At 42.4% G+C, this 26590-nt stretch carries 23 protein-coding genes; 6 read left to right on the forward strand and 17 right to left on the reverse strand.

Annotated elements, in window-relative coordinates; genetic code table 11:
* Window positions 1-138: 138 nt before the first annotated feature.
* From A4S05_RS33010 to gatB, 6 genes are all read right to left on the reverse strand, one after another.
* A complete protein-coding gene (locus A4S05_RS33010) occupies window positions 139-2139 on the reverse strand; it encodes an ABC transporter ATP-binding/substrate-binding protein (RefSeq protein WP_069073992.1) in 2001 nt (666 codons plus the stop codon).
* A 126-nt stretch (window positions 2140-2265) separates the two neighbouring features.
* Window positions 2266-3105, reverse strand: coding sequence for a nitrate ABC transporter permease (gene ntrB, locus A4S05_RS33015; RefSeq protein ID WP_069073993.1), 840 nt, complete (start codon window positions 3103-3105; stop codon window positions 2266-2268).
* Between the two features lie 103 nt (window positions 3106-3208).
* A complete protein-coding gene (locus A4S05_RS33020; RefSeq protein WP_069073994.1) occupies window positions 3209-4582 on the reverse strand; it encodes a CmpA/NrtA family ABC transporter substrate-binding protein in 1374 nt (457 codons plus the stop codon).
* A 574-nt stretch (window positions 4583-5156) separates the two neighbouring features.
* Complete coding sequence (locus A4S05_RS33025) at window positions 5157-6146, reverse strand: protein kinase family protein (RefSeq protein ID WP_256091345.1); 990 nt, start codon at window positions 6144-6146, stop codon at window positions 5157-5159.
* Between the two features lie 265 nt (window positions 6147-6411).
* The gene (argJ, locus tag A4S05_RS33030) at window positions 6412-7653 is read right to left on the reverse strand and encodes a bifunctional ornithine acetyltransferase/N-acetylglutamate synthase (RefSeq protein ID WP_069073996.1); all 1242 of its coding nucleotides are present in this window, start codon (window positions 7651-7653) and stop codon (window positions 6412-6414) included.
* A gap of 947 nt (window positions 7654-8600) precedes the next feature.
* Entirely contained in the window at window positions 8601-10076 is a 1476-nt protein-coding gene (gatB, locus tag A4S05_RS33035) for an Asp-tRNA(Asn)/Glu-tRNA(Gln) amidotransferase subunit GatB (RefSeq protein WP_069073997.1), read from the reverse strand.
* A gap of 129 nt (window positions 10077-10205) precedes the next feature.
* Between gatB and A4S05_RS33040 the strand changes: the two genes are divergently transcribed.
* The 3 genes from A4S05_RS33040 to A4S05_RS33050 all read left to right on the forward strand — a co-directional run bounded on the left by A4S05_RS33040 (window position 10206) and on the right by A4S05_RS33050 (window position 11675).
* Entirely contained in the window at window positions 10206-10718 is a 513-nt protein-coding gene (locus A4S05_RS33040; RefSeq protein ID WP_069073998.1) for a DNA topology modulation protein, read from the forward strand.
* 151 nt (window positions 10719-10869) lie between these two features.
* The gene (locus A4S05_RS33045) at window positions 10870-11169 is read left to right on the forward strand and encodes a hypothetical protein (RefSeq protein ID WP_069073999.1); all 300 of its coding nucleotides are present in this window, start codon (window positions 10870-10872) and stop codon (window positions 11167-11169) included.
* Window positions 11166-11675: a PIN domain-containing protein gene (locus A4S05_RS33050; protein WP_069074000.1), complete on the forward strand. Its 510-nt coding sequence runs from the start codon at window positions 11166-11168 to the stop codon at window positions 11673-11675. The genes A4S05_RS33045 and A4S05_RS33050 overlap by 4 nt, the downstream gene beginning before the upstream one ends.
* Window positions 11676-12040: 365 nt before the next feature.
* On the opposite strand, the gene purH is transcribed toward A4S05_RS33050, so the two are convergent.
* The 4 genes from purH to A4S05_RS33070 form a co-directional block, all read right to left on the reverse strand.
* Window positions 12041-13561 carry a bifunctional phosphoribosylaminoimidazolecarboxamide formyltransferase/IMP cyclohydrolase gene (gene purH / locus A4S05_RS33055; protein ID WP_069074001.1) on the reverse strand — a complete coding sequence of 507 codons (1521 nt, stop codon included), beginning with the start codon at window positions 13559-13561 and terminating at the stop codon, window positions 12041-12043.
* 38 nt (window positions 13562-13599) lie between these two features.
* Complete coding sequence (locus tag A4S05_RS33060) at window positions 13600-13839, reverse strand: hypothetical protein (RefSeq protein WP_069074002.1); 240 nt, start codon at window positions 13837-13839, stop codon at window positions 13600-13602.
* Between the two features lie 66 nt (window positions 13840-13905).
* Window positions 13906-14730: a cyanophycinase gene (locus tag A4S05_RS33065; RefSeq protein WP_069074003.1), complete on the reverse strand. Its 825-nt coding sequence runs from the start codon at window positions 14728-14730 to the stop codon at window positions 13906-13908.
* A 295-nt stretch (window positions 14731-15025) separates the two neighbouring features.
* On the reverse strand, window positions 15026-15229 hold the full coding sequence (locus tag A4S05_RS33070; RefSeq protein WP_069074004.1) for a hypothetical protein: 204 nt from the start codon (window positions 15227-15229) through the stop codon (window positions 15026-15028).
* Between the two features lie 313 nt (window positions 15230-15542).
* Between A4S05_RS33070 and A4S05_RS33075 the strand changes: the two genes are divergently transcribed.
* Window positions 15543-17453 (forward strand): ATP-binding protein, encoded by a 1911-nt coding sequence (locus tag A4S05_RS33075; RefSeq protein ID WP_069074005.1) that lies wholly within the window; start codon window positions 15543-15545, stop codon window positions 17451-17453.
* Between the two features lie 226 nt (window positions 17454-17679).
* Entirely contained in the window at window positions 17680-18270 is a 591-nt protein-coding gene (locus tag A4S05_RS33080) for a thioredoxin family protein (RefSeq protein WP_069074006.1), read from the forward strand.
* Window positions 18271-18491: 221 nt separating this feature from the next.
* On the opposite strand, the gene A4S05_RS44395 is transcribed toward A4S05_RS33080, so the two are convergent.
* From A4S05_RS44395 to A4S05_RS33090, 4 genes are all read right to left on the reverse strand, one after another.
* A complete protein-coding gene (locus A4S05_RS44395) occupies window positions 18492-19586 on the reverse strand; it encodes a sensor domain-containing diguanylate cyclase (RefSeq protein WP_176727180.1) in 1095 nt (364 codons plus the stop codon).
* A gap of 230 nt (window positions 19587-19816) precedes the next feature.
* Window positions 19817-20029, reverse strand: coding sequence for a hypothetical protein (locus A4S05_RS40900; protein ID WP_141699877.1), 213 nt, complete (start codon window positions 20027-20029; stop codon window positions 19817-19819).
* A gap of 232 nt (window positions 20030-20261) precedes the next feature.
* Complete coding sequence (locus A4S05_RS39655) at window positions 20262-20492, reverse strand: DUF6737 family protein (protein ID WP_084227358.1); 231 nt, start codon at window positions 20490-20492, stop codon at window positions 20262-20264.
* 59 nt (window positions 20493-20551) lie between these two features.
* The gene (locus A4S05_RS33090; protein WP_069074007.1) at window positions 20552-22171 is read right to left on the reverse strand and encodes a cyclic peptide export ABC transporter; all 1620 of its coding nucleotides are present in this window, start codon (window positions 22169-22171) and stop codon (window positions 20552-20554) included.
* 161 nt (window positions 22172-22332) lie between these two features.
* Between A4S05_RS33090 and A4S05_RS33095 the strand changes: the two genes are divergently transcribed.
* The gene (locus tag A4S05_RS33095) at window positions 22333-23988 is read left to right on the forward strand and encodes a B12-binding domain-containing radical SAM protein (protein ID WP_069074008.1); all 1656 of its coding nucleotides are present in this window, start codon (window positions 22333-22335) and stop codon (window positions 23986-23988) included.
* A 260-nt stretch (window positions 23989-24248) separates the two neighbouring features.
* Here the strand turns inward: A4S05_RS33095 and aroF are convergent, their stop codons facing one another.
* The 3 genes from aroF to rpsO all read right to left on the reverse strand — a co-directional run bounded on the left by aroF (window position 24249) and on the right by rpsO (window position 26342).
* Entirely contained in the window at window positions 24249-25307 is a 1059-nt protein-coding gene (gene aroF / locus A4S05_RS33100) for a 3-deoxy-7-phosphoheptulonate synthase (protein ID WP_069074009.1), read from the reverse strand.
* A 283-nt stretch (window positions 25308-25590) separates the two neighbouring features.
* The gene (locus A4S05_RS33105; protein ID WP_069074010.1) at window positions 25591-26061 is read right to left on the reverse strand and encodes a PAM68 family protein; all 471 of its coding nucleotides are present in this window, start codon (window positions 26059-26061) and stop codon (window positions 25591-25593) included.
* A gap of 11 nt (window positions 26062-26072) precedes the next feature.
* Window positions 26073-26342, reverse strand: a complete 270-nt coding sequence (gene rpsO, locus A4S05_RS33110) for a 30S ribosomal protein S15 (RefSeq protein WP_041565894.1) — start codon at window positions 26340-26342, stop codon at window positions 26073-26075.
* Between the last annotated feature and the right edge of the window lie 248 nt (window positions 26343-26590).

The following is a 26590-nucleotide window of genomic DNA, read 5'->3' on the forward strand; positions in this document are numbered from 1 at the left end:
AGGTGGATTCATCCAGTTCAGATACTCGTTGACGGAGATAAAAGGTGGATTCATCCAGTTCAAATACTCGTTAACGGAGTTCAGAGGTTCGCGCGTGATGTCCTAGTCCTTCCACTCCCTCTTTCTCTCACGATTTTTTTATGACGCGAGTCTCCTTCTTGGTGCATCAAGAACAACTTCCGCGACTGAAAAATCACGTTTAATTTTTAAGTTGTTGAGATAAGCGATCGGATCATCGGCGTTAAAGGGAGTACCATCGAAGAGTTGGATCGGTTGGCGAATATAGCTAATATCCAAACCTAATTCCCGTGCGGCGGTGCTGAAAACCCGGACTCGACATACCCGTTCCACAACTTCTACCCAATTTCTGGGGAAGGGAGTGTCACCCCAACGCGCCAATTGACTCATAATCCAAATTTGTTCGGTGCGACTGGGGCGGTTAATGGCAGAATCGGAATAAAACTGGAGATGGGCATAGTCCCGCAACGGATGGTCTAAGTCACAGGTGAGACTATCTGGATCTTCGAGTTGAATGTATTCTAAATCAGTGCTGACGTAATCTCGCCCTGCTAAAATTTGGCGAATTTCTTGGGTATTTTCGGGATTCGCACAATACACGCAAGCTTCTAACAAAGCTTTAGTCAAAGCAATATGCGTATTTGGATAATTTTCTGCCCAATCTTCCCGCACACCAAGAACTTTACCGGGGTGTCCCAGCCAAACTTCTAAATCGGTAGCGATGGTAAAGCCGACATTTTCCACAGCAGCGCGGTAGTTCCAAGGTTCACCCACGCAATAACCATCAATGCTTCCAGCTTTGAGGTCGGCTACCATCTGCGCTGGGGGAATGGTCTTCATGTCCACATCGCTATCGGGGTCAATTCCTCCAGCTGCTAGCCAGTAACGCAGCAGCAAGTTGTGCATTGATGCAGCATGTACTACTCCCATTGTGTGCCGTTGTTCGCGGGTGCGAAGCAGGTATCTTTTAAAATCTGATAAGGTTTGTACACCTTGGTCGAGAAAGTCTTTTGCCAAGGTGATGGCGTTACCGTTGCGAGTCATGGTGAGGGCGGTGACAACGGGCAGAGGTTGGTTATTATGCCCTCCCAAAGTTAGCCACATCGGCATCCCTGAAGGCATTTGCGCCGCATCTAAATAACCACCACTTATGCCATCTTCTATACCCCGCCAGCTACTTTCCCGCACGAGGTGAACTTCATCTAAACCATGCTTGACAAAAAAGCCTTTTTCTTTGGCAACTGCTAAGGGGGCGCAAGCTGTTAGAGGTAAAAAGCCAATTTCTAGGTTAACTTTTTCTAACCCATGACGGGCAACGTCGGCAGTTTTCCGCGCCCGAATTTTTTTGATCCGTTTCTGCTGATTGAGGAAGTAAATCATCTCACTTCGCAAGCTGTAGTAGCTGGGATGTTCAACTACTTCCATCCGCTTGCGGGGTCTGGGAATATCCACTTCGAGAATGTCGCCGATTTTAGATTCGGGGCCGTTGGTCAGCATCACAATTCTGTCAGATAACAGCACCGCTTCATCGACATCATGTGTCACCATCACGGCGGTAACTTGATTTTCTTCGCAGATTTGCATCAGTTGTTCTTGCAAATTGCCGCGTGTGAGTGCATCCAACGCACCAAAAGGTTCATCTAGCAAGAGTAATTTGGGACGAATTGCTAAGGCGCGGGCGATCGCAACTCGCTGCTTTTGTCCACCTGATAACATTCCCGGCTGTTTGTCAGCATGGGGACGCAAACCGACCATATCGATATGTTTTTCGATAATAGCGTTGCGATCGCTTGCGGATGAACCTTTCATTACCGAGTCCACGGCGAGGGCAATATTTTCTCTTACCGTCCGCCAAGGTAATAACGAATAATTTTGGAACACTACCATCCTGTCTGGACCAGGTTTGGTGATTCTTTGTCCTTCGAGAGTCACAATACCTTCAGTCGGCAAATCTAAACCCGCAATCATATTTAAGAGAGTGGATTTACCGCAACCGGAGTGACCAATAAGAGAGACAAATTCTCCTTTTTTAATTTGGAGATCGATTCCTTTGAGGGCGATATATTTGCCGCCACCAGTTAATTCAAAAACTTTATCAATTTGGTCAACAGCTACGAACATAAGAGATAGGGGATAGGGGATAGGGGATAGGGAGTAGGGAGTGGGGAGTGGGGGATGGGGAATGGGGATTAGGGATTAGGGATTAGGAAAATTCTTTCCCTGTCACTACTCCCTACTCCCCACTCCCTATTTTTGTTCTGCTGGTAAAATCTTGTTTTGTAGCCAAGCCATTGCTTTATCTAGCACTAAGCCAACAATACCGATATAAACTAGAGCTAAAATCACTTCGCTGACGTTGTTATTTTGATAAGCGTCCCAGATAAAGAAGCCAATTCCGACAATACCGGACATGACGATTTCGGCGGCGATAATCGCTAACCAAGCTAAACCGATCGCAATTCTCAAGCCGGTAAAGATGTAGGGTAATGCCGCCGGAATCAAAATATTAGTGAAATATTCTTTGCGGCTAAGTTGCAGAACTTTGGCGACATTGTTGTAATCTTGGGGAATTTGGGTAACGCCGACAGCAGTGTTAATTAAGATGGGCCAAATTGCGGTGATGAAAATTACGAATAAGGCTGCGGGTTCGTTTTGTCGTAAAGCTGCTAAAGAAATTGGTACCCAAGCTAGAGGTGGTACTGTCCGCAGTAGTTGAAAGATGGGGTCTAAAGCTTTGGACATGGTTTTATTCACGCCAATCAAAATACCCAAACCAATACCAACGATCGCAGCTAGGGTATAACTGATAGCAACCCGTTGCAAACTAGCAAGAATCTGCCAAAATAGACCTTTATCAATGCCACCTCGGTCATAAAATGGCCAGAGAATGAGTACCCAAGTGTCTTGGATAACCTGTATAGGCCCTGGTAATGTGGCTCCCGGAGTCCAGGCGAAGAGTTGCCAGAGAATGAGGAAAATTGCGATCGCGAGCGTTGGTGGTATCAGGTCAGGAAATTGCTTTTTCAGACTAGATATAAAGCTATTATTCAATCTAGGGTTTGCAGGGCGTTTTTGGGCGAGTGTCATGATGCTGTGTTCTCCGCAAATTTTATTTTTTATTTGTCCGTTGTAAATAATCGATATTTTTAGACGCGATGAATCGCGTCTCTACAAGAGAGGAATTGCATCTCTATTTTTTGATTTTGAGACTCTTGAGATATTCTTCTGGTTTTTCGGGGTCAAATTTGATGCCATCAAAAAACTCTTCTACACCACGGGATGTATTTGTAGGAATATCAGCAGTAGCAATCCCAGCTTCTTTGGCAGCTTCTTTCCAAATATCTTCGCGGTTGACTTTGTTGATAAGTTCCTTAGCTTTAGCAGCATTATTGTCTAGGTAATCTTTTGGCAAGAATCCCCAACGAACATTTTCAGTGATGAACCACAAATCATGACTCTTGTAGGGATAGGAAACACTACCTTTTTCATCTTTCCAGTAGTAAGCAGCCATTGATTTATCATCAATTTTGCGACCATCACCCATGTCATATTTACCTTGGTATGGATCTGCCAGAATCTCTGGTGAAGAAAGGTTGAAATAATTTCGTCCAGCGAGAATTTGAGCCGCTTCTTTGCGATTATCAAAATTATCTAGCCATTGTTGGGCTTCCATAATTCCTTTTAAAATTGCTTTAGTAGCCTTGGGATTTTTATCAACCCAGTCGCCTCTCATGGCAAGGTATTCTTCAGGATGATTCTTCCAAATTTCTGCGGTTAATGCTGCTACGTAGCCGATTTTGTCTTGCACCAAGCGATAAGGCCAAGGATCGCCTGTACTAAAGGCATCCATTGTTCCTGTTTTCATGTTGGCTACAGTTTGCGCCGCTGGTACTGTAAGCAATTTGACATCTGCATCCGGGTCTAAGCCACCTGCTGCTAACCAGTAGCGAATCCATAAATCTTGGTTGACGTGGGGAAAGGTGAATGCAGCAGTGAAGGGTGTTGAGGATTTTAATTCGGTAAATAGGGACTTAGCGCCAGCGAGTTGTAAGCTAATACCTTTGCCTTGGTGCTTGCTTGCGATCGCAATTCCATTTCCATGTGTAATCAATTGACATAATACATACATGGGGATTTTTTGATTGCCTTTGGTAATTAAACCTTCTGAAATTAAATGTGGCATTGGCATCTGCCATTGACCGCCATCTATCCCACCACCGGCAGAACCAATTTCTACGTTGTCTCTAGCTGCACCCCAAGAAGCTTGTTTGGAAAGGTCAACATTAGTCATCCCATACTTTGCAAAAAAGCCTTTTTCCTTAGCAATAATTAAAGGAGCCGCTTCTACAATGGGGATATATCCTAACTTAACTGTAGTAGTTTCTGGTGTTTGTTCGGGACTAATATTAGCAACCGTTTGAGCAGTTGGTTGTACTTGAGTGCTTCCACCAGTTAGGTTTTCAGGAGGATTACCCAAACAGCCTTTGAGGAATACAGTACCCGCAGATGCTCCGGCTGTGAAGATGAATTTGCGGCGAGAAATTTGATTAAAAAATTCTGTCATAATATCTCCTTTGAAGGTAAAATTTATTTTTTATAGCTATGACAATTTAGACAAAAAACCTGATGTTTTTTGCGCTATTAATAATTAATCAAGCTAAATTTGGCAAAGCGATCGCAGCCATTTCATCAATGACGCGGCTACCTATATAAAAACTCGGTTAATTTATTAGCTCTGCTCTCGTGTGATGCAGAGGTGTCATTCACCTTGTTGAAATCAGTTTACAGCCTTTGAAGCCAAAATTGTTAATTTGGAGTGGAGATTATTAAACAAATATTAGATTGGATGTATAAGTAAAAATTTATCTATTATCCTCAACTATAGGAATAATTTTTAATATATCAACTCTTATTTATGAAGACTATTGTGTTTACTTTATGATTGACTATCTTCACTTCTTTTGTAACTTAAATTTTAGTAGTAATTTGTCATCTATAAGTTTTTATTTATCACAGCTATTATGTTATCTCTATAATTTAGGAATCGTACTGCGATGAGAGCGAGATGGTAAGGCTGGGAAAGCTGTAGACCTAAGTAAACACCCCAAATAGGTGTATTTCTTATCCAGCGATCGCAACTATCTGCCATTTCCAACACCACGAAGAAACCCCGTCTCTTTAAGCAGCTGCCGTAGCTCTTTGTGACGAAGTTTCGTATCCTTGTTGTTGTTTTCCCACATATCAGAAAAGAAGTCTTGCATCAGCGCAATGATACTGCGGTACTTGACGATGCTGGCAACATAAAAATTATCTAACTTCATGATTCCATCAGCATGTATCTGCTCAATGTTGTCGAGTAATATAGAGCGCAGTTCATAAGGTTTTAAGCCTTCTTTTATGCCATATTTTTCCATAATCCGGCGTTTATCGTTCTCCGAACACAAATCATACGGCGCTCGAATCAGATGACCAAGATTCCGCAGAACTTCTCCGTAGTCATAAAATCTGTTCTGCTTAAAAAAAGACTCTTCATCTTTCGTCAACGTAAAACTCTTATCAAGTACCAAACCAAAATCGGTCAAATATGTCCGCTTACCGTCGGTGAGGATATTGCGAAAATGTGCGTCAAAGTGGATGATTCCCTTCGTTCTCAAAAAGGTAATCGTCGTGCGTAAGTCATTTAGGGGTTTTTGAAGTTTGTTGGGGTTTTCCCGCAGCCATGTTTCCAGAACATGGGGTATGTACTCTAGAAACAGAACCAACTCATAGTTGGCGATCGCTCTATCTAACATATAATTGCCGGCGTTGGTACTATTGCCCCAGTACTCCACATAACTTTTTAGACGCGATCGATCAACATCCGCCCGCCGCCCGGAGAAAGGAATAATCCGATAATGGTACATCAGTGGGAAAGTGGCAATTACGCCCGACAATACCCAGTTGGTTGTCTTGATATGGGTAACAAGTTCCCGAAAGACTCCAAAACCAGTGGAACCGAAGCCGTAATTACAGTAAGTCGGCAGATTGTAGAGGTTTCTGGTGGAGAACAGGTTGTCATATTCGATGTTTGTAACCGGAACACGTTTCACAAAGACCTTAGATTCCCCAAGGACGATGGTGTGATTCATTCCCCAACCCGTACTCGACTCATGCGACTCACTATTGTCAAATAGAGAACGCAATTGTGCATTATCCAACTGAGCGATTTGTGAACTGAGCTTGAAGTACCTCTTCCTTCTAAGTTCTATATGCTTCTTAGGCATTTTCACCCGTCCAGCTACAGTATGAGAAACTTTAAAACTATTCTGATACCAATTCAATTAATGATTGCAACACATCCTTGGCTCAAGACGCGATGAATCGCGTCTCTACAAGGCAAACAATGGGAGTAGTTTACGTAGTATATTCGGCGTTAATCTTCACGTAGTCGTAACTCAAATCACAACCCCAAGCTTTCCCCACACCATAACCATTGCCAACGTTAACGGAGATTAACACCGTATCCTGTTGCAGATAAGCACCCGCCGCTGCTTTTTTCAAATAAGCACTTGCTGCTGCACGGTCAAATTGCAGAGGTTGTCCATTTTCTAACATTAAGAAATCCCCTAGCTTAATTTGCAGGTTTTCTTGCTCAAATGCTACACCTGCACGTCCGGCGGCGGCGGCGATGCGTCCCCAATTTGGATCGCGGCCAAAGATTGCAGATTTAACTAAGGATGAACCGGCGATGGTTTTGGCTATTTGTCGGGCTGAGAGTTCATCATGAGCGCCAGTCACTTCCACTTCAATGAGACAAGTTGCACCTTCACCATCACGAGCGATCGCTTTGGCTAAATGCTGGCAAACTGCTGTTAACATCGCCTCTAATTTCTCTGCTTCTGCGCCCCATTCTATAATTGCTGGGGTCCGAGATTGACCATTTGCCAAGGCGATTAAGCTGTCGTTGGTGCTGGTATCACCATCCACAGTAATGGAATTAAAGCTTCTATCAGCTGCCCTTGCTAACATCTGTTGCCAAAGGTGAGGCGAAACCACAGCATCACAAGTAACAAATGCCAGCATGGTTGCCATGTTGGGGTGAATCATACCGGAACCTTTGGCAATGCCGCCAATTCGTACTGGGCGATCGCTGATAATTGTCTCTAGGGCAATGGATTTAGTTACCAAGTCTGTAGTGATAATTGCTCCGGCGGCGGCATCTGAGCCTGTTTCTGATAGTGCTGCTACTACCTTGGGAATCCCGCTTCGCAAAGCATCCATCTTAATTCTTTGACCAATCACACCAGTGGAAGCCAATAACACAGATTCAGATGGAATGTTTAATGCTTGACCTACTGCCAGAGCAGATTCTATGGTATCAAGGTTGCCTTGAGTCCCTGTAGCGGCGTTTGCTTGTCCAGCGTTGCAGAGGATGGCGCGAGCGCTTTGTTTGGCTTGCAAGCGTTGGCGACAATATTCTACGCAGGCAGCTTTCACTTGACTAGTGGTGAATACACCCCCTGCGATCGCTTCCGCTTCTGAGAAGATCAAAGCTAAATCTGGTAACCCCGAAGGTTTCAACCCTGCGGTAATTCCCGCCGCTTGATACCCCCTTGGTGCTGTGATACCACCTGTTATTTCTTGCCAATCTGCCATTATTTTTCCTTATAACTATTAGGTTAAATATGTCAATTTGTGCTTAAAAAAGTTCTGAGGGCTGAGTTAGGAGTCAGGAGTTATTAGTTTTTCCATACTTCCTCTGCTTCCCAGTCTCCAGTCTCTTTTATTTGCTGATGGCAATAATAATGCACTAATTGACGATTGGCATAATTGTTTTTATCTTTCGTCATAAGAAAGGTAAAAGTAAAAAAAGGAGAGTTACTGAGATCGCTCTCTAGATTATCAAGGTGCATCTACTTATTGCACTCTCTCATTTATCGAACAGAATAAAGGCGTGAGTCGTCAGAATGGGCTAAACCTTAGCGGATAGCTAAGGTTTAGCCCATTCTGACTTCTGAATTCTTCTTCAACTTCTAAGGTTTAATACTTATTAATTGAGATTATTAAAAATAATTTTATGAGATTATCCCTAAATATTAGAAAAATAAAATAAAAAAGAGAGCCACTTAGGCAGCTCTCCAGATCATCAGGGTGCATCTACTTACCACAGCATATCATTTCAAGTATGCGGGTTGTCACCATCTTTTATATGAAGATTTTGTAAAGAAGCACCGAGAAAATACTTACTTGGGAATTGGGTACAGGTGAAAAACCTACTGCAACTCCCCCATACACTCCTCATCCAGCAATGTTCTGTCTTATTAGTTACGATGGGTGAATAAGTTCGTAGTAAGGACTTTAGTCCTAGATTTTTAAGCACTGAAGTGCTTACTACAAACTCATCATATTTAACTAAGTTTGGGGGTTTAAGTCCCCTGGATTTACAGGCACAACGTTTTGATGCCTAAGCTAAATCCCCGGACGCTCTCTACGAGACGCTAAAAGCGAACGCAGACTCGCTAACGCAAAACGTAATTCGTAATTACGTTTTGCGTTAGCGACGCAGGAGCGTCATTACGAATTACGAATTCCGCCTTGCGGTACTAAGCGTTCAGTTTCTTCTCGACCAATTCGTTAGTCAGCTTAGGATCAGCACGTTTACCTGTCTTTTTCAGAACTTGTCCAACAAAGAAGCCTTTGAGGTTGGTGTTACCGTTGCGATACTTTTCTAGTTCTTTGGGATTGGCGGCTATAACTTCATCAATGATGGGTTCTAGTACACTAGGATCGGTGATTAACTCTTGACCTGCAAAGGCTTTCTCAGGAGAAACACCACTGAGCAAATCTGGCAGCTTTTCTTTAGCTTGAGCATTACTAATTTTGCCTGTTTCAATGCGAGTGATGATATCTGCTAAATTGATGGGAGTCAGGGCGATTTCAGTAATATTAAGTTTTTGCTTATTGAGGTAGGCTGCAATATCTTGAGTAATCCAGTTAGCAGCAGCTTTGGGATTTGCTCCAGCTGCGATCGCAGTTTCAAAATATTCGGTTACTGGACGATCTTCTGTCAATACTCGCGCATCATAAACTGAAAGCCCTAACTCATTTTCATAATGATGGCGTTTTTGGGCTGGTAATTCTGGTAATTCGCTGCGCCATTGCTCTAATTGGGCATTTGTCACCTCAATTGGTGCTAAATCTGGTTCGGGGAAGTAGCGATAATCGCTAGAACCTTCCTTTACCCGCATACTACTTGTGCGTTGAGCGCCTTCTTCCCACAGCCGAGTTTCTTGGATGATGCGCTCCCCTGCTTCGATTGCGGCGATTTGGCGCTCAATTTCGTAATCAATCGCCCGTTGGATGGCGCTGAAGGAGTTCATGTTTTTAATTTCTACCTTGGTGCCAAATTCCTTTCGTCCGACTGGACGCACAGAAATATTGACATCGCAACGCAGAGATCCTTCTTGCATATTGCCGTCACTCACACCGAGATAGCGGACAATCCGGCGTAACTCTTCGGCATATTCAGCAGCTTCTAGCCCAGAACGCAAATCCGGCTCTGAGACGATTTCGACTAATGGTATACCTGCGCGATTGTAGTCTACTAAAGAATAGGAAGAACCAGAAAGGCGATCGCTACCTGCGTGTACCAATTTCCCAGCATCTTCTTCCATGTGCAGACGGGTGATTCCAATGCGTTTGCGAGTTGGATTCCCCTCAGCATCTACCAACTCAATTTCTAACCAACCGTGTTCTGCGATCGGTAAATCGTATTGAGAAATTTGGTAATTTTTGGGTAAATCTGGATAAAAATACTGTTTCCGGTCAAACTTGCTATATTTAGCGATTTGACAATTTAGTGCCAAACCAGCTTTGACGGCGTATTCTAATACTTTTTCATTGAGTACAGGTAAAACCCCAGGCAAACCCATACAAACCGGGTCAATGTTAGTATTGGGGTCAGCACCGAATGCCGTAGAGCTATTAGAAAAAATCTTGGTGTTAGTACTTAGCTGACAATGGGTTTCTAGACCAATAATCGCTTCATACTCAGTTTTTACAGTCGTAGCAGTCGTCATAATATCACTATTTCAGCATAATCCTTCTTAGGGTACTATTGTAGCGGCGTATTGAGTTGCGCTGAAGACGGTTATTTGGGTGAGTAATGCTTACCCTGTTGAGCTTGAAAAAGAAGGTGCAAACCTAAAGTGAAGAAAATCTTGATTATTGGTTCTGGGGGTGCTGGTAAATCTACCCTAGCCCGCGAATTGGGAACCATTTTAGGCTTAGAAGTCATTCACTTGGATGTTTGGTTTTGGAATCCTGGTTGGGTTGAGACTCCAAAAACTAAATGGCAAAGTATTATCCAAGACCTAACCTTGCGAGAATCTTGGATTATGGATGGTAACTATGGTGGTACTCTCGACATTCGTTTGTCGGTTGCAGATACAGTAATTTTTTTGGATTTTCCCCGGCTTTTATGTTTGTCGCGAGTGATTAAACGTCGCTTGATGTATGCTGGGAAATCCAGACCTGATATGGCATCAGATTGTCCTGAAAGATTGAATTGGGAATTTCTCAAATATATATGGTCATACCCAATTATTCGTCGTCCTGGAATTCTAGAAAAACTTAGTCAAGTAACACCAAACCGACAAGTTATTATTCTCTGCAAACCCGCAGAAGTCAGAGATTTTTTGCAAAATATTTCCCGCTATTAAGATTTACTAAATTGATTTTTATTAAAATTATCTGAAAAAATAGGGGAAGTAGATATTGTTACTTATCTACTAACTAACTACCAGTAAATAAGGTTAAATTACTATAATTAAGTATTAAACTAGCAAATTAGTTCAGGGAGTAACTAAGATTATGATTGATGTCAAAACAGCAGTAAATGCTGCATATCAATATATAAAATCCATACAAGACATGATGGGTTCTTCATTAGGAGATTTGAGACTTGAAGAAGTTGAACTTTCTGAGGATAAAAGCTTCTGGTTGATTACTTTAGGGTTTGATATTCCTAAAAAACCTCCTAAAAGCCGATTAGAAGACTTAATTCCTCCCTCTCTTGCTTCTACTCCCGTGCTGTATGAACGAGAATATAAACTTTTTAAAGTGAATTCTCAAAGTGGCGAAGTAGAAGCAATGAAAATTAGACAAGTATGAAAGATTTGATTGCTTCCCTTATTCGTCGTTATTGCCAAAAAGGGGTTTTAATTGATACAAATATCCTGCTTCTCTTTTTAGTTGGGAGTGTTAATCAAGAACGAATAACTAGATTCAATCGAACCCAGCAATTTATACCAGAAGACTATGAGCTTCTGCTAGCATTTATTGCACGCTTTCAAAAGCTTGTAACAACTCCGAATATTCTCACAGAAGTTAATAGCCTTGCAAATCAACTTGGTGAACCGGAACGTTCTCAGTGCTTTGCAATATTTGCTCAATTTACTAGAAATATTACTCTTTTGGATGAATACTACGTCAAAAGTTTAGATGCTGTTAATACTGAAAAATTTATCAAATTCGGACTTACTGACAGTGGAATCCTGACTTTATCTAAAGGGAAGTATCTTGTATTAACTGATGACTTCAAACTAGCAAGTTATCTTCAGATTGTAGAAATTGACGTAGTTAACTTTAACAATATTCGTGTCTTTAACTGGAAGTAAAAATATGAAATTATTTTGGAAGCGTTAATTTCTATAATTTTATACGCAAATTAAAAAATGCCTGGGAGTGTTGCCGTGTTTCCACCCCAGACATTTTTTATTCTTAACTTGCTCCTCACACACAAATAGAGGATATCACTACTTCTATCAAATAGCAAGTATATTGAGTGACACATCTAAAATCGTACAAACAATCCAATTTCTGACAAATTAAAAAGCGCTTGGGAGTGTTGCCGTGTTTCCACCCCAGGCGCTTTTTATTTTTAACTTGCTCCTCACACACGACTAAAATATATCACTACTCCTATGAAAGAGCAAGTATATTGTGTGACACTTTCAAAACCGCACACTTGAGGGTCAATGATTTAGTGTAAAAAGTGACGTATACCAGTTAAAACCATCAGTAAACCTAGTTCGTTAGCAGCTTTGATTGAATCTTTATCGCGCAAACTTCCTCCTGGTTGGACGATGGCTGTAATTCCTGCGGCTGCGGCTGTTTTCACAGAATCATCGAAGGGGAAGAATCCATCACTAGCTAGAGTTGCACCTTTGGCTTTTTCCCCGGCTTGTTCTAGGGCAATTTTAACTGAGCCGACACGGTTCATTTGACCAGCACCTACTCCTAGTGTAGTGCGATCGCTTGTCACAACAATGGCATTCGATTTAACGTGTTTGCAAACTTTCCACGCAAACAGCAATTCGGCTAATTCGCTGTCGGTGGGTTGACGTTCAGTGACTACTTGCCATTGACTGGTGTCAGCAATTATATCATCGCTAGTTTGGACAAGGAAACCACCTGCGATCGCTTTTACTGTATCCTTGGGGCCACTGCTCAAATCAGCTAGAGTCAAAACCCGCACGTTAGATTTCTTTGCCAGGATTTCTTCAGCTTCGGCTTCACAACTTGGTGCAACTACGCATTCTAAAAATGTTTTGGTTAACTCGCTAGCTGTCGCCGCATCAATCGGACGGTTGAGTGCCACAATTCCGCCAAAGGCAGAAGTAGAATCAGCATTGAAAGCTTTTTGATAGGCTTCAAAAATACTGCTTCCTAGTGCCGTACCACAAGGATTTGTATGTTTGATAATCGTTGCGGCTGGAGTATCAGTGAATTCAGCAATAATTCGGCGTGCGGCTTCTAAATCAACTAAATTATTGTAACTAAGTTCTTTGCCTTGGAGTTTCGTTGCAGCTGCCCATCCCGTTGGAGTAGTACCAGTTTGATACCAAGTAGCGGGTTGATGGGGATTTTCGCCGTAACGCAGAGATTGCAATTGTGTACCGCTGAGGGTGTATTGCTGTGCTTCTGCGAGATAAGATGCGATCGCTTGATCGTAACTAGCAGTGTGTGAAAATCCTTTTAAAGCTGCCTTTTGCCGAAACTCTAGGGATGCTTCACCGTTATTTTGGCGCAATTCCTGCAAATACTCGTCATACTGTGCTGGATCGCATAATACAGCGAGATGGGCGAAGTTTTTCGATGATGCCCGTAGCATTGCTGGCCCACCGATATCAATTTGTTCAACAGCTTGAGCTAATGTTACCCCTGATTTAGCGATCGTTTCCTCAAAAGGATAAAGATTCACCACCACTAAATCAATCGGGCGAATTTGGTTATTTTCTAAATCTGTAATATCTTGGGGAAAATCTCGCCGTGCCAAAATCCCACCATGAATTCGGGGATGTAAGGTTTTGACTCGACCACCTAAAATTTCTGGAGAACCTGTGTAATCTGCAACTTTGGTGACAGGGAGTCCCGCATCTTTGAGGGCTTGGGCTGTTCCCCCACTGCTGATTAAATCAAAGTCAAATTCTTCAACCAAGCTACGGGCTAGGTCAATTATACCAGTTTTGTTAGATACACTCAGCAGGGCTAGACGCGCCATTGATCAATTCCTTAAAAGTAGGCTAGAAGCGAAGGATCTCAAGTTTTGCATAAGCCTTGCTTCACTTCAAGACCATAAGGATTGAAGGAGGCAGAAGGCAGGAAGAAAACTGCCCGACGCTCGATAGCGCAGCGGTAGCGAGTCAGACGCTTCTGTGTCGCTAACGCTGCGCTATCTGTTTCCTGCCTTCCTTGATAATATTGACTCGTGTAATTTATATGCTTACCAGTTTGAAAAAAGAATGCGACAAATAGACCATTTGTAGAGACGCGACTCATCGCGTCTTTACCCAAGGATGTGTTGCTGTCGAAAATACTGGAAATAGCTAAAAATTAGGCGTTGATTTAACCAACAGGTACAGCAACATTATTTAGGATAGGCTGACGGGTTTTGAGGTCAAATTTGAATCCATGTGGCAAGATATGAAGCTTTGCTCCACAAATTGCCAAAGACTCATCCTTCAAAATTTCGCCCATATTGTTGTATGTAGCTTCTGATTCATCAACAATCGTAACCGCACCTGCACCAATCACTTCAATTTGGTGATCTGTCACTACCATAGCGGTATTTTCGTCAATACCAAATCCCAAAACAGCAGGTTCCAGTATTAAAGCTGAAATTAAGCGTCCCAAGCGTCCCCGCTGAGAAAAATGCTGGTCAATTACTACCCCTGGTAAAAATCCCATACCTGGGCCCATTTCAACAGTTTCCATCCGAGGATGTGTTTGCGAATCACCTTCCACGATCATTTTATCTGGCATCACAGCAGCACCCGCACTTGTGCCTGCGATAACTATACCTTCAGAGAAACGTTTGTGAATCGCCGCATCGATTTCGGTGTCCTTGAGAATGCTGGTAATCCGAGCTTGATCTCCCCCTGTAAAAAATACCCCAGTTGCTTTACTAATTGCTTCCAATGCGGTGGATGAAGATGCATCTTCACGAGTCTCTGTATCAATAATGCGAGTATTTTCGGCTCCCAGGCGTTCAAACACTCTGATATAGTTTTCTCCCACTTCTCTTGGTAGTTCCGTTGCTGCTGTCAGAATTACAATGTGCGCCTTTGTACCCCCAGCACGTCGTACAAAATCCCGCAAAATTACGGAATCGCCATCTCTATCTTCGGCTCCCCCAATAATTACCAACTGCCGTTTGATATTACTTTCCATTATTGATGACTCCTGATTTGAGTTAGTAAATTTCACTAAACCATGACAATTAAAACTATCAAACCATCCTTATGGTAGATTGCTTGATAGAAGTAGGATTAACATTTGCGAATCAAAATTAGACCAAAAGATTTTCCGAAAAATTACCTAAATTTTCACTTACTAAATTAAATCTACAACGTCAACTGCCTCTAGAGTTATTTTCTAGAGGCGTTGTTAGCTATACTGCTAAGTGTTGATTGGAGATTTATCGTGCGATTGTGAGTAATTTGGTATTAACTCTAAATGGCAATTCCTAATGAATCCGACTTCTGTAAAGTAAGTTAGTTAAGAAAAAACGCGCTTGTTCTAGTGGTAGATGTCTGGGTTTGCCTTGGTAGACAATTTGATACTCATTCATATCTGCCCCATCTCCATGTCCAGAGATCAGCTTTTGGTGAAAAGCTTCCTCAGCAAGTTCTCGAATTTCATCTCTTAGAGCAGCTTGTGTGCTATTCATACCTTTGCTGTCTTTTTGATACCTCACTATTTATACAAATTCTTGGGTGAGGTTGCACCCTTCAAAAGTTATAGCTTTGATTACTCATCAGGATGAATTGACCGTTGTTGATTCCCGGCTGAGGAATGGAGATTGAATTATGCCTTAAGATAGTTAAAAATACTTAACAATAGAGTTAGGGTGGGTTCTGATTAGCTTAATTGCAAAGCCATCACTCTCCAAAATAAATGTGAATCAATCTACAATCAATAAGTCTGAGAAACCAGAACTCAGAATTAAAACTTCAGGGTGTTTAGCCAAAGGTTCGTAATCAATGGTTCTACAAAAAAGCAGTGATTTAGTCCGCATTAATGCTAGAAGAACGGATGTATTCGATATTTTCAACTTCAAGCATTATTTAGGGCCTAACCCTTATTTAAATATAGGGTCGCTAGTATTTGATTTTGCTCTAGTTGACTCTAGAGAGCCTTTGCCCATTGAAGATTATATTGCGAGCATTGGCGATCGCTATCCAAAACTGCGCGATCAAACTTACGAATCCCATGCCCATTTATTTGCCCAAGTTGTGTCCGAAGTCGGAAAACTGGACATGGATTTACACCTTAACCACTGGAGTGTTAAGCCATATCCAAATCTGACACGGATTAGCATCCAATCACTACATGAACGCACAAGCAGAGAAGTAGTTTATTTTGTTTGGGATTGGTTTGAAGCTATTACCCAAGACGAAAAATTCGCCTTTGATGGAGAACTAATAAGGCTACAAGATAGATTTCGCGCATCTGTCTACGGTGGTCCTACAGTTTACGCCCTATTGCGAACAGCCTCCGAGAAAGGTATTCCTGCCTTTTATTTGTGGGAAGAAGGATTAATGCAATACGGCTGGGGAAAAAAACACGTCCGGGGGGTAGCAACAACATTTAACTGTGATAGCCATCTAGATTCGGAGTTTACCACCCGCAAAGATGACTGTAAGGCTTTTTTGAAAACCTTGGGTTTCCCAGTGCCTAAAGGTGATATTGTCTTTTCCGAGAAGGAAGCCTTGGCGGCAGCAAGAGAAATTGGCTACCCAGTGGCAGTTAAGCCAGTGGTAGGTCATAAAGGAATTGGCGTCACGGCTGACATACAAGACTCAAAAGAACTGGTAGCTGCTTACAATAGAGCAGTGGCGGCCATTCCCGAAGATCAGCTAACCCGAATAATTGTTGAGAAAAGCATCTCAGGATCGGATTTTCGCTTGTTGTGTGTCAATGGTCGATTCGTCGCCGCCACAGAACGCCGTCCAGCATCGGTTGTCGGTGATGGGTATTTAACTCTTGCAGAGTTAATTCGCGAAGAAAATCGCAAACCTGCACGTTTAGATACGCCAACCTCACCAATGAGTAAAATTCAGATTGATGAAGCGATGGAACTCTATCTAGACGAACAGCGCTTATCATTAGACAGCGTGATTGAGAAAGGACGCACTGTTTACTTGCGGAAAGTTGCAAATCTTTCAGCCGGAGGTGTAAGCATCGATGCAACCCCGACAGTTCATGATGACAATATTATCTTGGCGCAAGATATTGCCCAACATTTCCAGCTGACTTGCCTGGGGATTGATGTCATTACCAAAAGTCTTGCAGAATCTTGGAAATCCAGTAATTTTGCCATCCTGGAAATAAATGCTGCACCAGGAGTTTTAATGCATCTGAAACCTTCTGTTGGTGAAAGCGTTGATGTGCCTTCTCATATTTTAGAAACCTTTTTTGAGTCAGGTACAGATGCGAGGATACCAATTATTACCTTCAATAAAATCTCAGTTGAAGAACTGCAAGCGACAATTGACCATATCCTTTTGCAACATCCCGATTGGACAATAGGTGCTGTTTGTCGTGATGCAGTTTTTGTGAATCGCTCGAAAAAAGTATTAAGCAAAGATTACAACACCAATGTCCAAACTTTGCTGCGCCATCCCAAACTTGATTTGCTGATTGCTGAGTATGCAGAAGATATCTTAGAAGAAGAGGGGATGTTTTACCAGAGTAGTAATATGGTAGTTTTGGATAATCCTACCGAAATTGAAATGATTTTGGTGCGGGATGTTTTCGATGGTTCAACTGTGGTGATTAGAAAAGGTAATGATATTTCTATTCGTCGCAAAGGGTTGATTGAAGATTATACTCTGGGTGAAGATGAACCATTTACGCGGGTTTATTTGAAAGAAACCGGGACGATTTTGTGAGTTAAGTGAATAGGTGATTGGGGAACTCGGGGCCCCCTCTGGGGATTAGGGGCAATGGGGACTGGGGACTGGGTAACTAGGATCAGTTTACTCCCGATTCAAATCTTGAAGTGTACCCAATCCCCAATTCCCTGTTAAAGCTTTCAAAGGTGGAGAGAGAGAAAAGAGCGCGTGGAGTCAGTTAAACTAAAGAAGAAATTGCTTAATAAGTTTTAATAATTCTGTTATGAGTACTGACTCACCTGTTAATTCTCCCGAAAAACCTGAATCCACATTCGGGAAACGCCTGAGAAACTTCTTAATTGTAATGGTAGCGATCGCACTTAGCGTTTCCCTCGTCTTAGGATTGCGAACTGAAACAACCTCGGCAACTCTAGCCAAGTTAAGCGAGACTTCCACACCGTTAGAAGTAGCAATCAGCAACGGCAAACCATCTCTAGTAGAGTTTTATGCTGATTGGTGTACTGTCTGCCAAAAAATGGCTCCAGATATCACTCAACTAGAAACAGAGTATGCTGACAAGATGAATTTTGTCATGCTGAATGTAGATAATACCAAGTGGCTGCCGGAAATGCTGAGATATCGGGTGGATGGAATTCCCCATTTTGTATTTTTGAGTCAGCAAGGAGAAACCATAGCCCAAGCCATCGGCGATCAACCCCGGACGATTATGGCAAGCAATTTAGAAGCTTTGGTTACTGGTTCGTCTCTTCCTTATGCTCAAACTAGCGGCAAAGTTTCCAAGTTTTCAGCCCCAGTCGCACCAACGACTAATCAAGATGACCCCCGTAGTCATGGCAGCCAAGTAGTAAATTAAGATAATTCGTAATTCGTAATTCGTAATTCGTAATGACGCTTCTACGTCGCTAACGTAATTCGTAAGTCGTAATATGATGTCCGTCAAATCACCCATAATGAACAGTTTGTAGTGGGGACTTCAGTCCCCAAAGCCAGGACTAAAGTCCTTACTACGAACATTTTTTATTCAGCTTGATTAGCCGGACGTAATGTAATACGTAATTCGCAATCAAAGATTTATTATGTAAGAGATTGGCGCTTGAGACGCTTATGAGCGTACATTAATTCGTCAGAACTGGCGATTAATTGTTCTAGTGACATATTGCTTTCTGGTGAGTAACGCTCTATCCCCATACTCATTGAAAGTTCATAGCTACGGTTTTGCTGTTGATTAAAGTTGGCAATATTTGCTTGCAGATACACTTGGATGCTATCAGCGTCCTTAAAGTAGCTGGAGATGAAAACAATGAACTCATCTCCACCTAAGCGGGCAACAATATCCGAGTTCCGAAAACTTTGCTTGAGTAATTGACCAGCATCAGTAATCAAGGCATCTCCTATATCGTGACCAAGGGTGTCGTTAATCTGTTTTAGCCCATCTAAATCAATGAAGATCACCCAGCAGAATGCTTTCGTGTGGTGAGCAATTTTTAACTCTTGTTCAGCCATCAAGAAGAAACCACGTCGGTTATGCAAACCGGTTAATTCATCAGTCAGCGATGCTTGTTTGCGGTTGCGAACTTCCTGAATAAGTTCCATCTGAGCGATTGCCTGACGACTTAAGCGACGCAGTGCATCTAACTGCTGGTAACTTAGATGATGAGGAATGGTATCTAAAACACACAATGTGCCGATTGAAAGACCATTGGGCGTAATTAGAGGGACACCAGCATAAAAACGAATTTTGGGATTACCTTTGACTAGGGGATTGTTATTAAAGCGATCGTCATGAATGGCGTTCGGAACCACTAATATATTTTCTGGTTGAAGAATGGCATGGGAGCAAAAAGACCCATCTCTAGGTGTTTCGCTCACTTTTAGTCCAACCTTAGATTTAAACCATTGGCGATCGCTATCAACTAAGCTAATTAAAGCAATTGGAGTCTTACAAATGTAGGCAGCAAGAGCAGTTATATCATCAAATGCTTCTTCAGGCAGGGTATCCAGTATATTGTATTCCGCCAGTGCTTTGAGCCTTTCTGCTTCATTGTCAGGTAAAGGAACACCTTGGGTTTTCACAGATAAGTGTCTGAGCCTTAGCCAGAAAATTCTGGGACGCTGGAAATTTTGCAACAACTGTAAGATTACCTCTCCAGCAGCAAGGCTGCGTGACATAAACATCTCTGCAACGACAATCAACATTCTGTTGAATATACAGAAATATTGTATTATATGATGTTCTTCATGCCTTTGGTTTGCTCTGTTGTTCATGTCACCCTAGCTTTCACTGTGCAAAATCCCTGAATATGTAAATGCTTACAAGGTCTTTTGCCCAAAGCCAGCTTGAAAATAATTAATTATAGCTAAAAATTATCAAAACTTATTATATCGTCAGACTTCCTTCGTCAAAACTTGATAATTTTGATACCGCTAATTTGTATAGATACACGGAAGTTGTGAGGGTCGGCTTTCAACTCCTGCAACTTCTCTTTCTCGTCTACTGGAGGCGATCGCTTAACTTTGTAATTCCTCTCGAACATCTCTGCGTAGACGCGCAGAGATGTTCGAGAGGAATTACAGCAGAAGTTCAAAATAAACTTTGCTAAATCTCTAAACACGGTGGAATAATTTTATTCTCGCTAGAGCAATTTCCAGCATCACCACATATTTGGGTCTGAAACCCCGTGCTTCACGCAATGCTTTAAAGTAATGAGTAAGGAGTAATGAGTAATGAGTGGATGAAAAATAGGTATTTACTTATTACTTATTACTTATTACTTGTTACTTATTACTCATTACTCCTTCTTAAGAGCGCCTTTAGGTCGGTGAGGATGTCAAATCAGGCTTGAATTACTCTTTATACGACTCTAAAACCCCACTGCGAATCATTAGTTGTGGCCAAAAAAACACAAAAAATACCATCCACGTTACTACAGGGATAGAGACGAGAACTGTTAGCCAGATAGTTTTAAATAGTAACCAGCTACTACTAATCAGTATTACAGTTGTGAGAACTATAGACCAGGGCTGACACCACCAAGGTTTGTAGTTCCAAGGACTTATAGGTTTTTGTTCAGTCATCAGTTTTATTTAGTAAAACTCCAAATATTTCTTTAATAATTATGGATTACTTTGACAGATTAAATTTTGTCGTACTCTATTTTTCCATAGTCAAGTTTGATAATTCGGTCTGCTAAATGAAAATAGTGATCGTCATGGCTAATCACCAGCACTGTTTTGCCCCGCGATCGCAGTTCTGGCAAAAGTTGAGTGTAGAATATTTCCTTGAATACTGGATCTTGATCGGCTGCCCATTCATCAAATAGATAAATTGGTCGATCTTCCAAGTAAGCTGTGAGTAAAGCTAGTCTTTTCCGTTGTCCTTGAGAAAGTGCCGTGGTAGAAAGTTGTCCATTTTCAACTTTTACTTTATGGTCTAGTTGCAGTTGTTGTAAATATTTTGTCGCTTGAGCATCCAAGTGAGAATTTTTTAATCCTAACAGTTCTTCAAATAAATAAAAGTCGGAAAATACCACAGAAAAATGCTGGCGATACCATTCTCGGTTCTGTTCGCTAATTAGCTCACCATCGAATAAAATTTCGCCGTTTTCAGGGATGTAAAGGCCAGTAATTAATTTAGCTAGAGTAGATTTCCCGCTACCATTCCCGCCAACAATAAATACCAATTCTTGAGGATACAGTGTTAGGTCAATGGGGCCAAATATAAAGCTATTATCTTCTTGATCTGTGTAGTAAGTGTGGGTAACACTTTTAAATTTTAAGCTGTGCCAGTAAGATTTCAGGGCAGGTGGAACAGTGGATATTTCAGTTCGACTAGCTAGAGATAAACCCAGTGATTCGATTTTTTGAAAGGCAATGCTGGCTTTACTTAATAAGGGAAGTTTGCTGATGATGTTATCCATTGGTAACACCAAGTAAGTGAAGGTCAAAATGTAACCAGAGAGAGTTTCGGCATTGATGGTCAGCAGATTCGGCAGCGCAAACAGTACAAAACCGAGGGCAAAAAAGAATATGAGTTGACCCCAGCTTGAAGTCATGGCAAAAAGAGTTAGACCGTTAACGTTGTGATGACGGAACTCGCTAGCAGTTGATTGTAGTTTTTCTGCTAAAAAGTCTTCACGTCGCTTGTAATTTAACTTGAGTTCCTTGACACCTTCGGTAATGGTGCGAAAATGTTTAAATAGCTGATCTTCATCTTCACGAGCTAGGGCCAGCAATTTTCCTCCTCTGTTGAGTAGCCACTGACAACTAGCGATCGCAACTACTGAAATCCCACAAACCATTAACAATACTAACCAAGAGAGCCAAGTTATATACGCGATACAACCCAAGACGATCGCTAAATTAATAAAGATGAAAGGCATCTGATAAACAGCATTAGCAACCGCCTGAATATCTTCTGTGAGAGTTGCCAATAATCGAGGATTCCCCAAGCGTTCTAGGTGACTCAACTCGGAAGCGAGAATCTGGCGACTCAAACGCATCCGTAATTGCAAAACTGCACTCTGAGAAAGGCGAATCAGCATCACTTGAGAAATGATACTGGTAATCAGTGCAACTATTGCCAGCCCCGCAAAACCCCAAATTATCGATGTGAGGCGGGAAGTACTACCGCTACTAGCAGCACGGCTAATTAAGGCAATCAAACCAGCACTACTACCGCCACTCAAGAATCCAGTAGCGATCGCGATCGCTACCATTCCCCACGAAGAACGCAAAAGAAAATAAATCAAATTCATGATATTGGCTTGCCAACAAACTCAGTTCGCCCTTCTATGGGAAATTTTATATTTTACAGTTAAAAACCTCTGAAAGATCACGGTAAGCTAGTTTGCATTACAGCTGATTGTGTCAATAAACTGTCAAATTAGCTGCTCAGTTTTCCAGGGTGAAATTTGCAATGACTGTGAATCTAAAGTCTTTAGAGAACCAAATTCATGTCGCGGCCGATTCCAAAACCGCTCCGATCACTCAAAGAACCCGCTACGTTCCTTCGCACCATCGACGAATTCTGTGTATCTTTCCGAAATACAGCCGCTCCTTTGGTACTTTTCATCATGCCTACCCACTCATGGGCAATGTCCGGGCTTTTATGCCACCCCAAGGTATTTTAATTGTGGCTGCCTACTTACCTCAAGAATGGGAAGTGCGGTTTATTGATGAGAATGTCAAATCAGCAACGAGGGCTGATTACCAATGGTGTGATGTGGTGATTGTGAGTGGAATGCATATCCAAAAACCACAGATTAATCAAATTAATGAACTTGCCCATCGAGCCGGGAAAATCACAGTGGTGGGTGGCCCTTCGGTATCTGGGTGTCCAGAATATTATCCTGAATTTGACATTTTACATTTGGGTGAGTTGGGAGATGCTAGCGATCGCATGATCGAATATCTAGACCAAAACTCTCAACGTCCCCAACAACAAATTCGCTTTGAAACCAAGGAACGTTTACCCTTAACAGAGTTTCCCACCCCAGCTTATCATTTGCTGAATATCAATGATTATTTTTTGGCAAATGTCCAGTTTTCTAGTGGTTGCCCTTATCGCTGCGAGTTTTGTGATATTCCCGAACTCTATGGCAACAGTCCCCGGATGAAAACACCAGAGCAAGTAGTCGCGGAGTTAGATGCAATGCGACAATCAGGCAACTTGGGGGCAGTGTATTTTGTCGATGATAACTTTGTTGGCGATCGCCGCGCCGCCATGAAGTTGCTTCCTCACCTGATTGACTGGCAAAAACGCAATGGCTACCCCATCCAGTTTGCCTGTGAAGCAACGCTCAACCTAGCTCAAAGTCCAAAACTGCTGGAAATGATGCGCGAAGCTTATTTCTGCACAATCTTTTGCGGCATTGAAACACCTGAAGCAAATGCTCTCCATGCTATTTCCAAAGACCAAAATCTGAGTATGCCAATCTTAAAAGCAATTCAGGTTTTAAATAGCTATGGCATGGAAGTAGTATCAGGAATCATCATCGGGTTAGATACAGATACACCAGAAACAGCAGACCGAATTATCGAATTTATTCGGGCATCCCAAATTCCTATGTTGACAATTAACCTACTTCATGCTTTGCCGAAAACTCCATTATGGCGGAGATTAGAAGCAGAAGGACGACTTATTTTTGATGAAAGTCGTGAATCAAATGTGGAGTTTTTAATGCCTTATGAGCAAGTTGTTGAGATGTGGCGGCGATGCATCACAACTGCTTATGAGCCAGAATTTTTATATCAGCGGTTTGCCTACAATATGGAACACACCTATCCAAACCGCATCGAAGTTCCTAACAGCCCGTCTCGAACTTCTGGGGCTAATATTCGCAAAGGTTTAACTTATTTAGCTAATATTTTGCTGCGGATAGGCATATTTAGTAATTATCGTCAGACTTTCTGGAAAATGGCCAAGCCAGCACTAAAAGCAGGTAATATTGAAAACTTGATTCACGTTGGACTTGTCGGACATCATCTGATTAAGTTTGCCCAAGATTGTGCCAAGAATCAAGAATCGGCTTCGTTTTATTCCCAAAAAATTCTCACTAAAGTTCGTAGCTAACTGTCATTGACAAGGGACTGGGGACTGGGGACTGGGGATTAGGGACTGGGAAAACTTGGAAAGTGATTCAGACCTCAACCAAGTTTTGTTCGCGACACGTTGATTATTCTAGTCTGAGACTGGGAATTTAGGGAGGCTCTGACCGCCTCCTGTCTACTTGACACTCACCGACCTAAAGGTTCGGTGATTCTTGGTTCAGCGAGTCCACTTAAACTAGACCCCTTGCGTTATCTAGCACAGAGGTGGTTCTCTCCCCAATTTTAAGCCAAAGCAACTGCTGGTTGTTGCCAGCGTCCCACTGCCTTACCAATCACTGCTAATTCTTGCATCAAGTTGTCAAAACGGTCTGGTGTGACAGATTGGGGGCCGTCGGATAAAGCTTTGGCAGGATTGGGGTGTACCTCTATCATCAGGGAATCTGTGCCAGCTGCGATCGCAGCCATTGCCATTGAAGGCACAAACTCAGACCAACCGACGCCGTGGCTGGGGTCAATCATGATTGGTAGGTGAGTCAGCTTTCGCAACACTGGTACTACTGATATATCCAGCGTATTTCGCGTATACTGGCGGTCAAAGGTGCGTATTCCCCTTTCACACAAAATCACATTGGGATTGCCAGATGCCAAAATATACTCGGCTGCCATTAACCAATCTTCAATAGTAGCCGCCATTCCTCGCTTCAATAGAACTGGTTTCGGCTGCGCTCCCACTTTTTTGAGCAAGGAGAAATTCTGCATATTCCTTGCCCCCACCTGGATTACGTCAGCAACTTCTGCTATTTTATCCAGGTCGGCGGCATCCATTACTTCTGTAATAATACCTAGTCCGCTGACTTCCCGCGCCTTCGCTAACAAATCCAAAGCACTCTCGCCGTGTCCTTGGAAGGCGTAAGGTGAAGTCCGGGGTTTGTATGCCCCGCCGCGCAAGAACTTGGCTCCAGCCGTCTTGACGCGTCGCGCTGTTTCCACAATCATCTCTTCATTTTCTACCGAACAAGGCCCAGCAACGACTACTAAAGGATGGTGTTCACCAAATACCACCGCTCCATTAGGAGTATTAACCACTACTTCTGAAGCTTCACCGTGGCGATACTGGCGGCTAGCTCGTTTATAAGGCTGCTCTACCCGTAACACCTGCTCAATCCAGGGGCTAAGTTCCTGAATTTGGAGTGGATCTAAGTTGGCGGTTTCACCGACTAGACCAATAACTACTTTGTGTTGACCAACAATTTTTTCTGGAGTTAGCCCCCAGCTAGTTAGTTCCTCATCAATGCGGTTTATTTCCGCCTCTGGGGAACCACTTTTCATTACTATAATCATGTGAAAGTTCCTGATTAATTGAGTAAAATTTTCTGTAAATGGGCTAACTTTATTGTTGCTTATCAGCCTAATTACGAGTAGTTCAAAATAAAACTTATTTACAAAATAAATAGACAAAACATAGCGCTCAGTCAGTAGTTTTACTACTAAATAACTGCATGTAGGGTATAAAAAGTATTATATAAAATTTAATTAGCAATGTTGAAGTTATAAAATTTCAACTTCAACATTCACTTCTTTATTTACCCAATACCGCAGTTATGTAATACCTGAGCGCCGTTTATTATGAGTTTTTTTGCCGAGTTTCACGCCAAGCTGCCACCATTCGTCCCCAATTGGTGTTGAACTCACCCAAACCCAGCAAACTTCCATCTTTTTCTTCATCCCAAGAGGCAGAGAGAACGCCATAAGTTATCCCTAAGACCCCCAAACCAAATAATCCCATGTTCACCAGTAGCACGGCGATGGGAGGTAGTCGGATGTCGGAGTAGATAGCAAGCAGATAGCTAACAACCAAGGCGCTAATGCCCAAAGCTGTTGGTACACCACAAAACCCAGCTACGCGTCTGATCATGCGTTCGCTGACTACTTGGGGAATTGCCATCTCTTGTTTGGTGTAAGGCACCTTTCTCTCAGCCTGTTTGACGGATTCTTGTGGCTGTGCTGCTGGTTTACTTTGAGCTTTTGCGGGTTTTTGGCGCTTTTTGTTTGGTTCAAAGGGCAAGCGACTGCGTTCAGATTCTTCAGCAGACATAAGCGGTAGTCCTATCCACGAATACCAAGGCGAGCAATCAAAGCTTGATATTTTTCGCGGCTTTCCTGCGATATATAAGCTAGAAGACGCTTGCGCTGACCAATTAGCTTTAACAGTCCCCGCCGGGAAGAATGGTCTTTTTTATTTGCCTGGAGATGTTCGCTGAGGCGGTTAATCCGCTCAGTGAGCATGGCTACTTGGACATCGGCCGAGCCAGTGTCGGTTTCGTGAACTTGGTAATTGGAAATTATTTCTTGTTTCCGCAGTTGCGTCAGGGCCATGATCGATTCAGTTTCTAGTTTTTCTAAATGTATGTAGCAGTCTCCCATAATATCACAGCCCTCAAGCTGGATGTGGAATGACCTTATATAGCTTAATATCTGTACTTTTTGATACAAAGGAATCAAGAAGCCAAATTTTTATCATACTTAAATTTCAATCCCTAATAGGGATTTTGGTTGATTGCAATACCTTGGAAGCCAATCAGCTAAACCTATTTTCAGATGTGTTTAATGGGTAGGGCAGGGAT

The sequence above is a fragment of the Nostoc sp. KVJ20 genome, assembly GCF_001712795.1.
In the GTDB taxonomy this organism is placed as follows: Bacteria; Cyanobacteriota; Cyanobacteriia; order Cyanobacteriales; family Nostocaceae; genus Nostoc.

Bases quoted from the DNA above. Each gene is read 5' to 3' on its own strand.
- A4S05_RS33075 (WP_069074005.1), top strand. From the start codon at position 15,543: ATGGTTCTACAAAAAAGCAGTGATTTAGTCCGCATTAATGCTAGAAGA.
- A4S05_RS33025 (WP_256091345.1), bottom strand. From the start codon at position 6,146: ATGAATCACACCATCGTCCTTGGGGAATCTAAGGTCTTTGTGAAACGT.
- A4S05_RS33010 (WP_069073992.1), bottom strand. From the start codon at position 2,139: ATGTTCGTAGCTGTTGACCAAATTGATAAAGTTTTTGAATTAACTGGT.
- gatB (WP_069073997.1), bottom strand. From the start codon at position 10,076: ATGACGACTGCTACGACTGTAAAAACTGAGTATGAAGCGATTATTGGT.
- A4S05_RS33090 (WP_069074007.1), bottom strand. From the start codon at position 22,171: ATGAATTTGATTTATTTTCTTTTGCGTTCTTCGTGGGGAATGGTAGCG.
- A4S05_RS33080 (WP_069074006.1), top strand. From the start codon at position 17,680: ATGAGTACTGACTCACCTGTTAATTCTCCCGAAAAACCTGAATCCACA.
- A4S05_RS33060 (WP_069074002.1), bottom strand. From the start codon at position 13,839: ATGAGTCGCGTCTCTACAAATGGTCTATTTGTCGCATTCTTTTTTCAA.
- A4S05_RS39655 (WP_084227358.1), bottom strand. From the start codon at position 20,492: ATGACTGAACAAAAACCTATAAGTCCTTGGAACTACAAACCTTGGTGG.
- A4S05_RS33095 (WP_069074008.1), top strand. From the start codon at position 22,333: ATGACTGTGAATCTAAAGTCTTTAGAGAACCAAATTCATGTCGCGGCC.
- A4S05_RS33070 (WP_069074004.1), bottom strand. From the start codon at position 15,229: ATGAATAGCACACAAGCTGCTCTAAGAGATGAAATTCGAGAACTTGCT.
- A4S05_RS44395 (WP_176727180.1), bottom strand. From the start codon at position 19,586: ATGTCACGCAGCCTTGCTGCTGGAGAGGTAATCTTACAGTTGTTGCAA.
- A4S05_RS33065 (WP_069074003.1), bottom strand. From the start codon at position 14,730: ATGGAAAGTAATATCAAACGGCAGTTGGTAATTATTGGGGGAGCCGAA.
- rpsO (WP_041565894.1), bottom strand. From the start codon at position 26,342: ATGGCCCTGACGCAACTGCGGAAACAAGAAATAATTTCCAATTACCAA.
- argJ (WP_069073996.1), bottom strand. From the start codon at position 7,653: ATGGCAGATTGGCAAGAAATAACAGGTGGTATCACAGCACCAAGGGGG.
- aroF (WP_069074009.1), bottom strand. From the start codon at position 25,307: ATGATTATAGTAATGAAAAGTGGTTCCCCAGAGGCGGAAATAAACCGC.
- ntrB (WP_069073993.1), bottom strand. From the start codon at position 3,105: ATGACACTCGCCCAAAAACGCCCTGCAAACCCTAGATTGAATAATAGC.
- purH (WP_069074001.1), bottom strand. From the start codon at position 13,561: ATGGCGCGTCTAGCCCTGCTGAGTGTATCTAACAAAACTGGTATAATT.
- A4S05_RS33045 (WP_069073999.1), top strand. From the start codon at position 10,870: ATGATTGATGTCAAAACAGCAGTAAATGCTGCATATCAATATATAAAA.
- A4S05_RS33050 (WP_069074000.1), top strand. From the start codon at position 11,166: ATGAAAGATTTGATTGCTTCCCTTATTCGTCGTTATTGCCAAAAAGGG.
- A4S05_RS33020 (WP_069073994.1), bottom strand. From the start codon at position 4,582: ATGACAGAATTTTTTAATCAAATTTCTCGCCGCAAATTCATCTTCACA.
- A4S05_RS33105 (WP_069074010.1), bottom strand. From the start codon at position 26,061: ATGTCTGCTGAAGAATCTGAACGCAGTCGCTTGCCCTTTGAACCAAAC.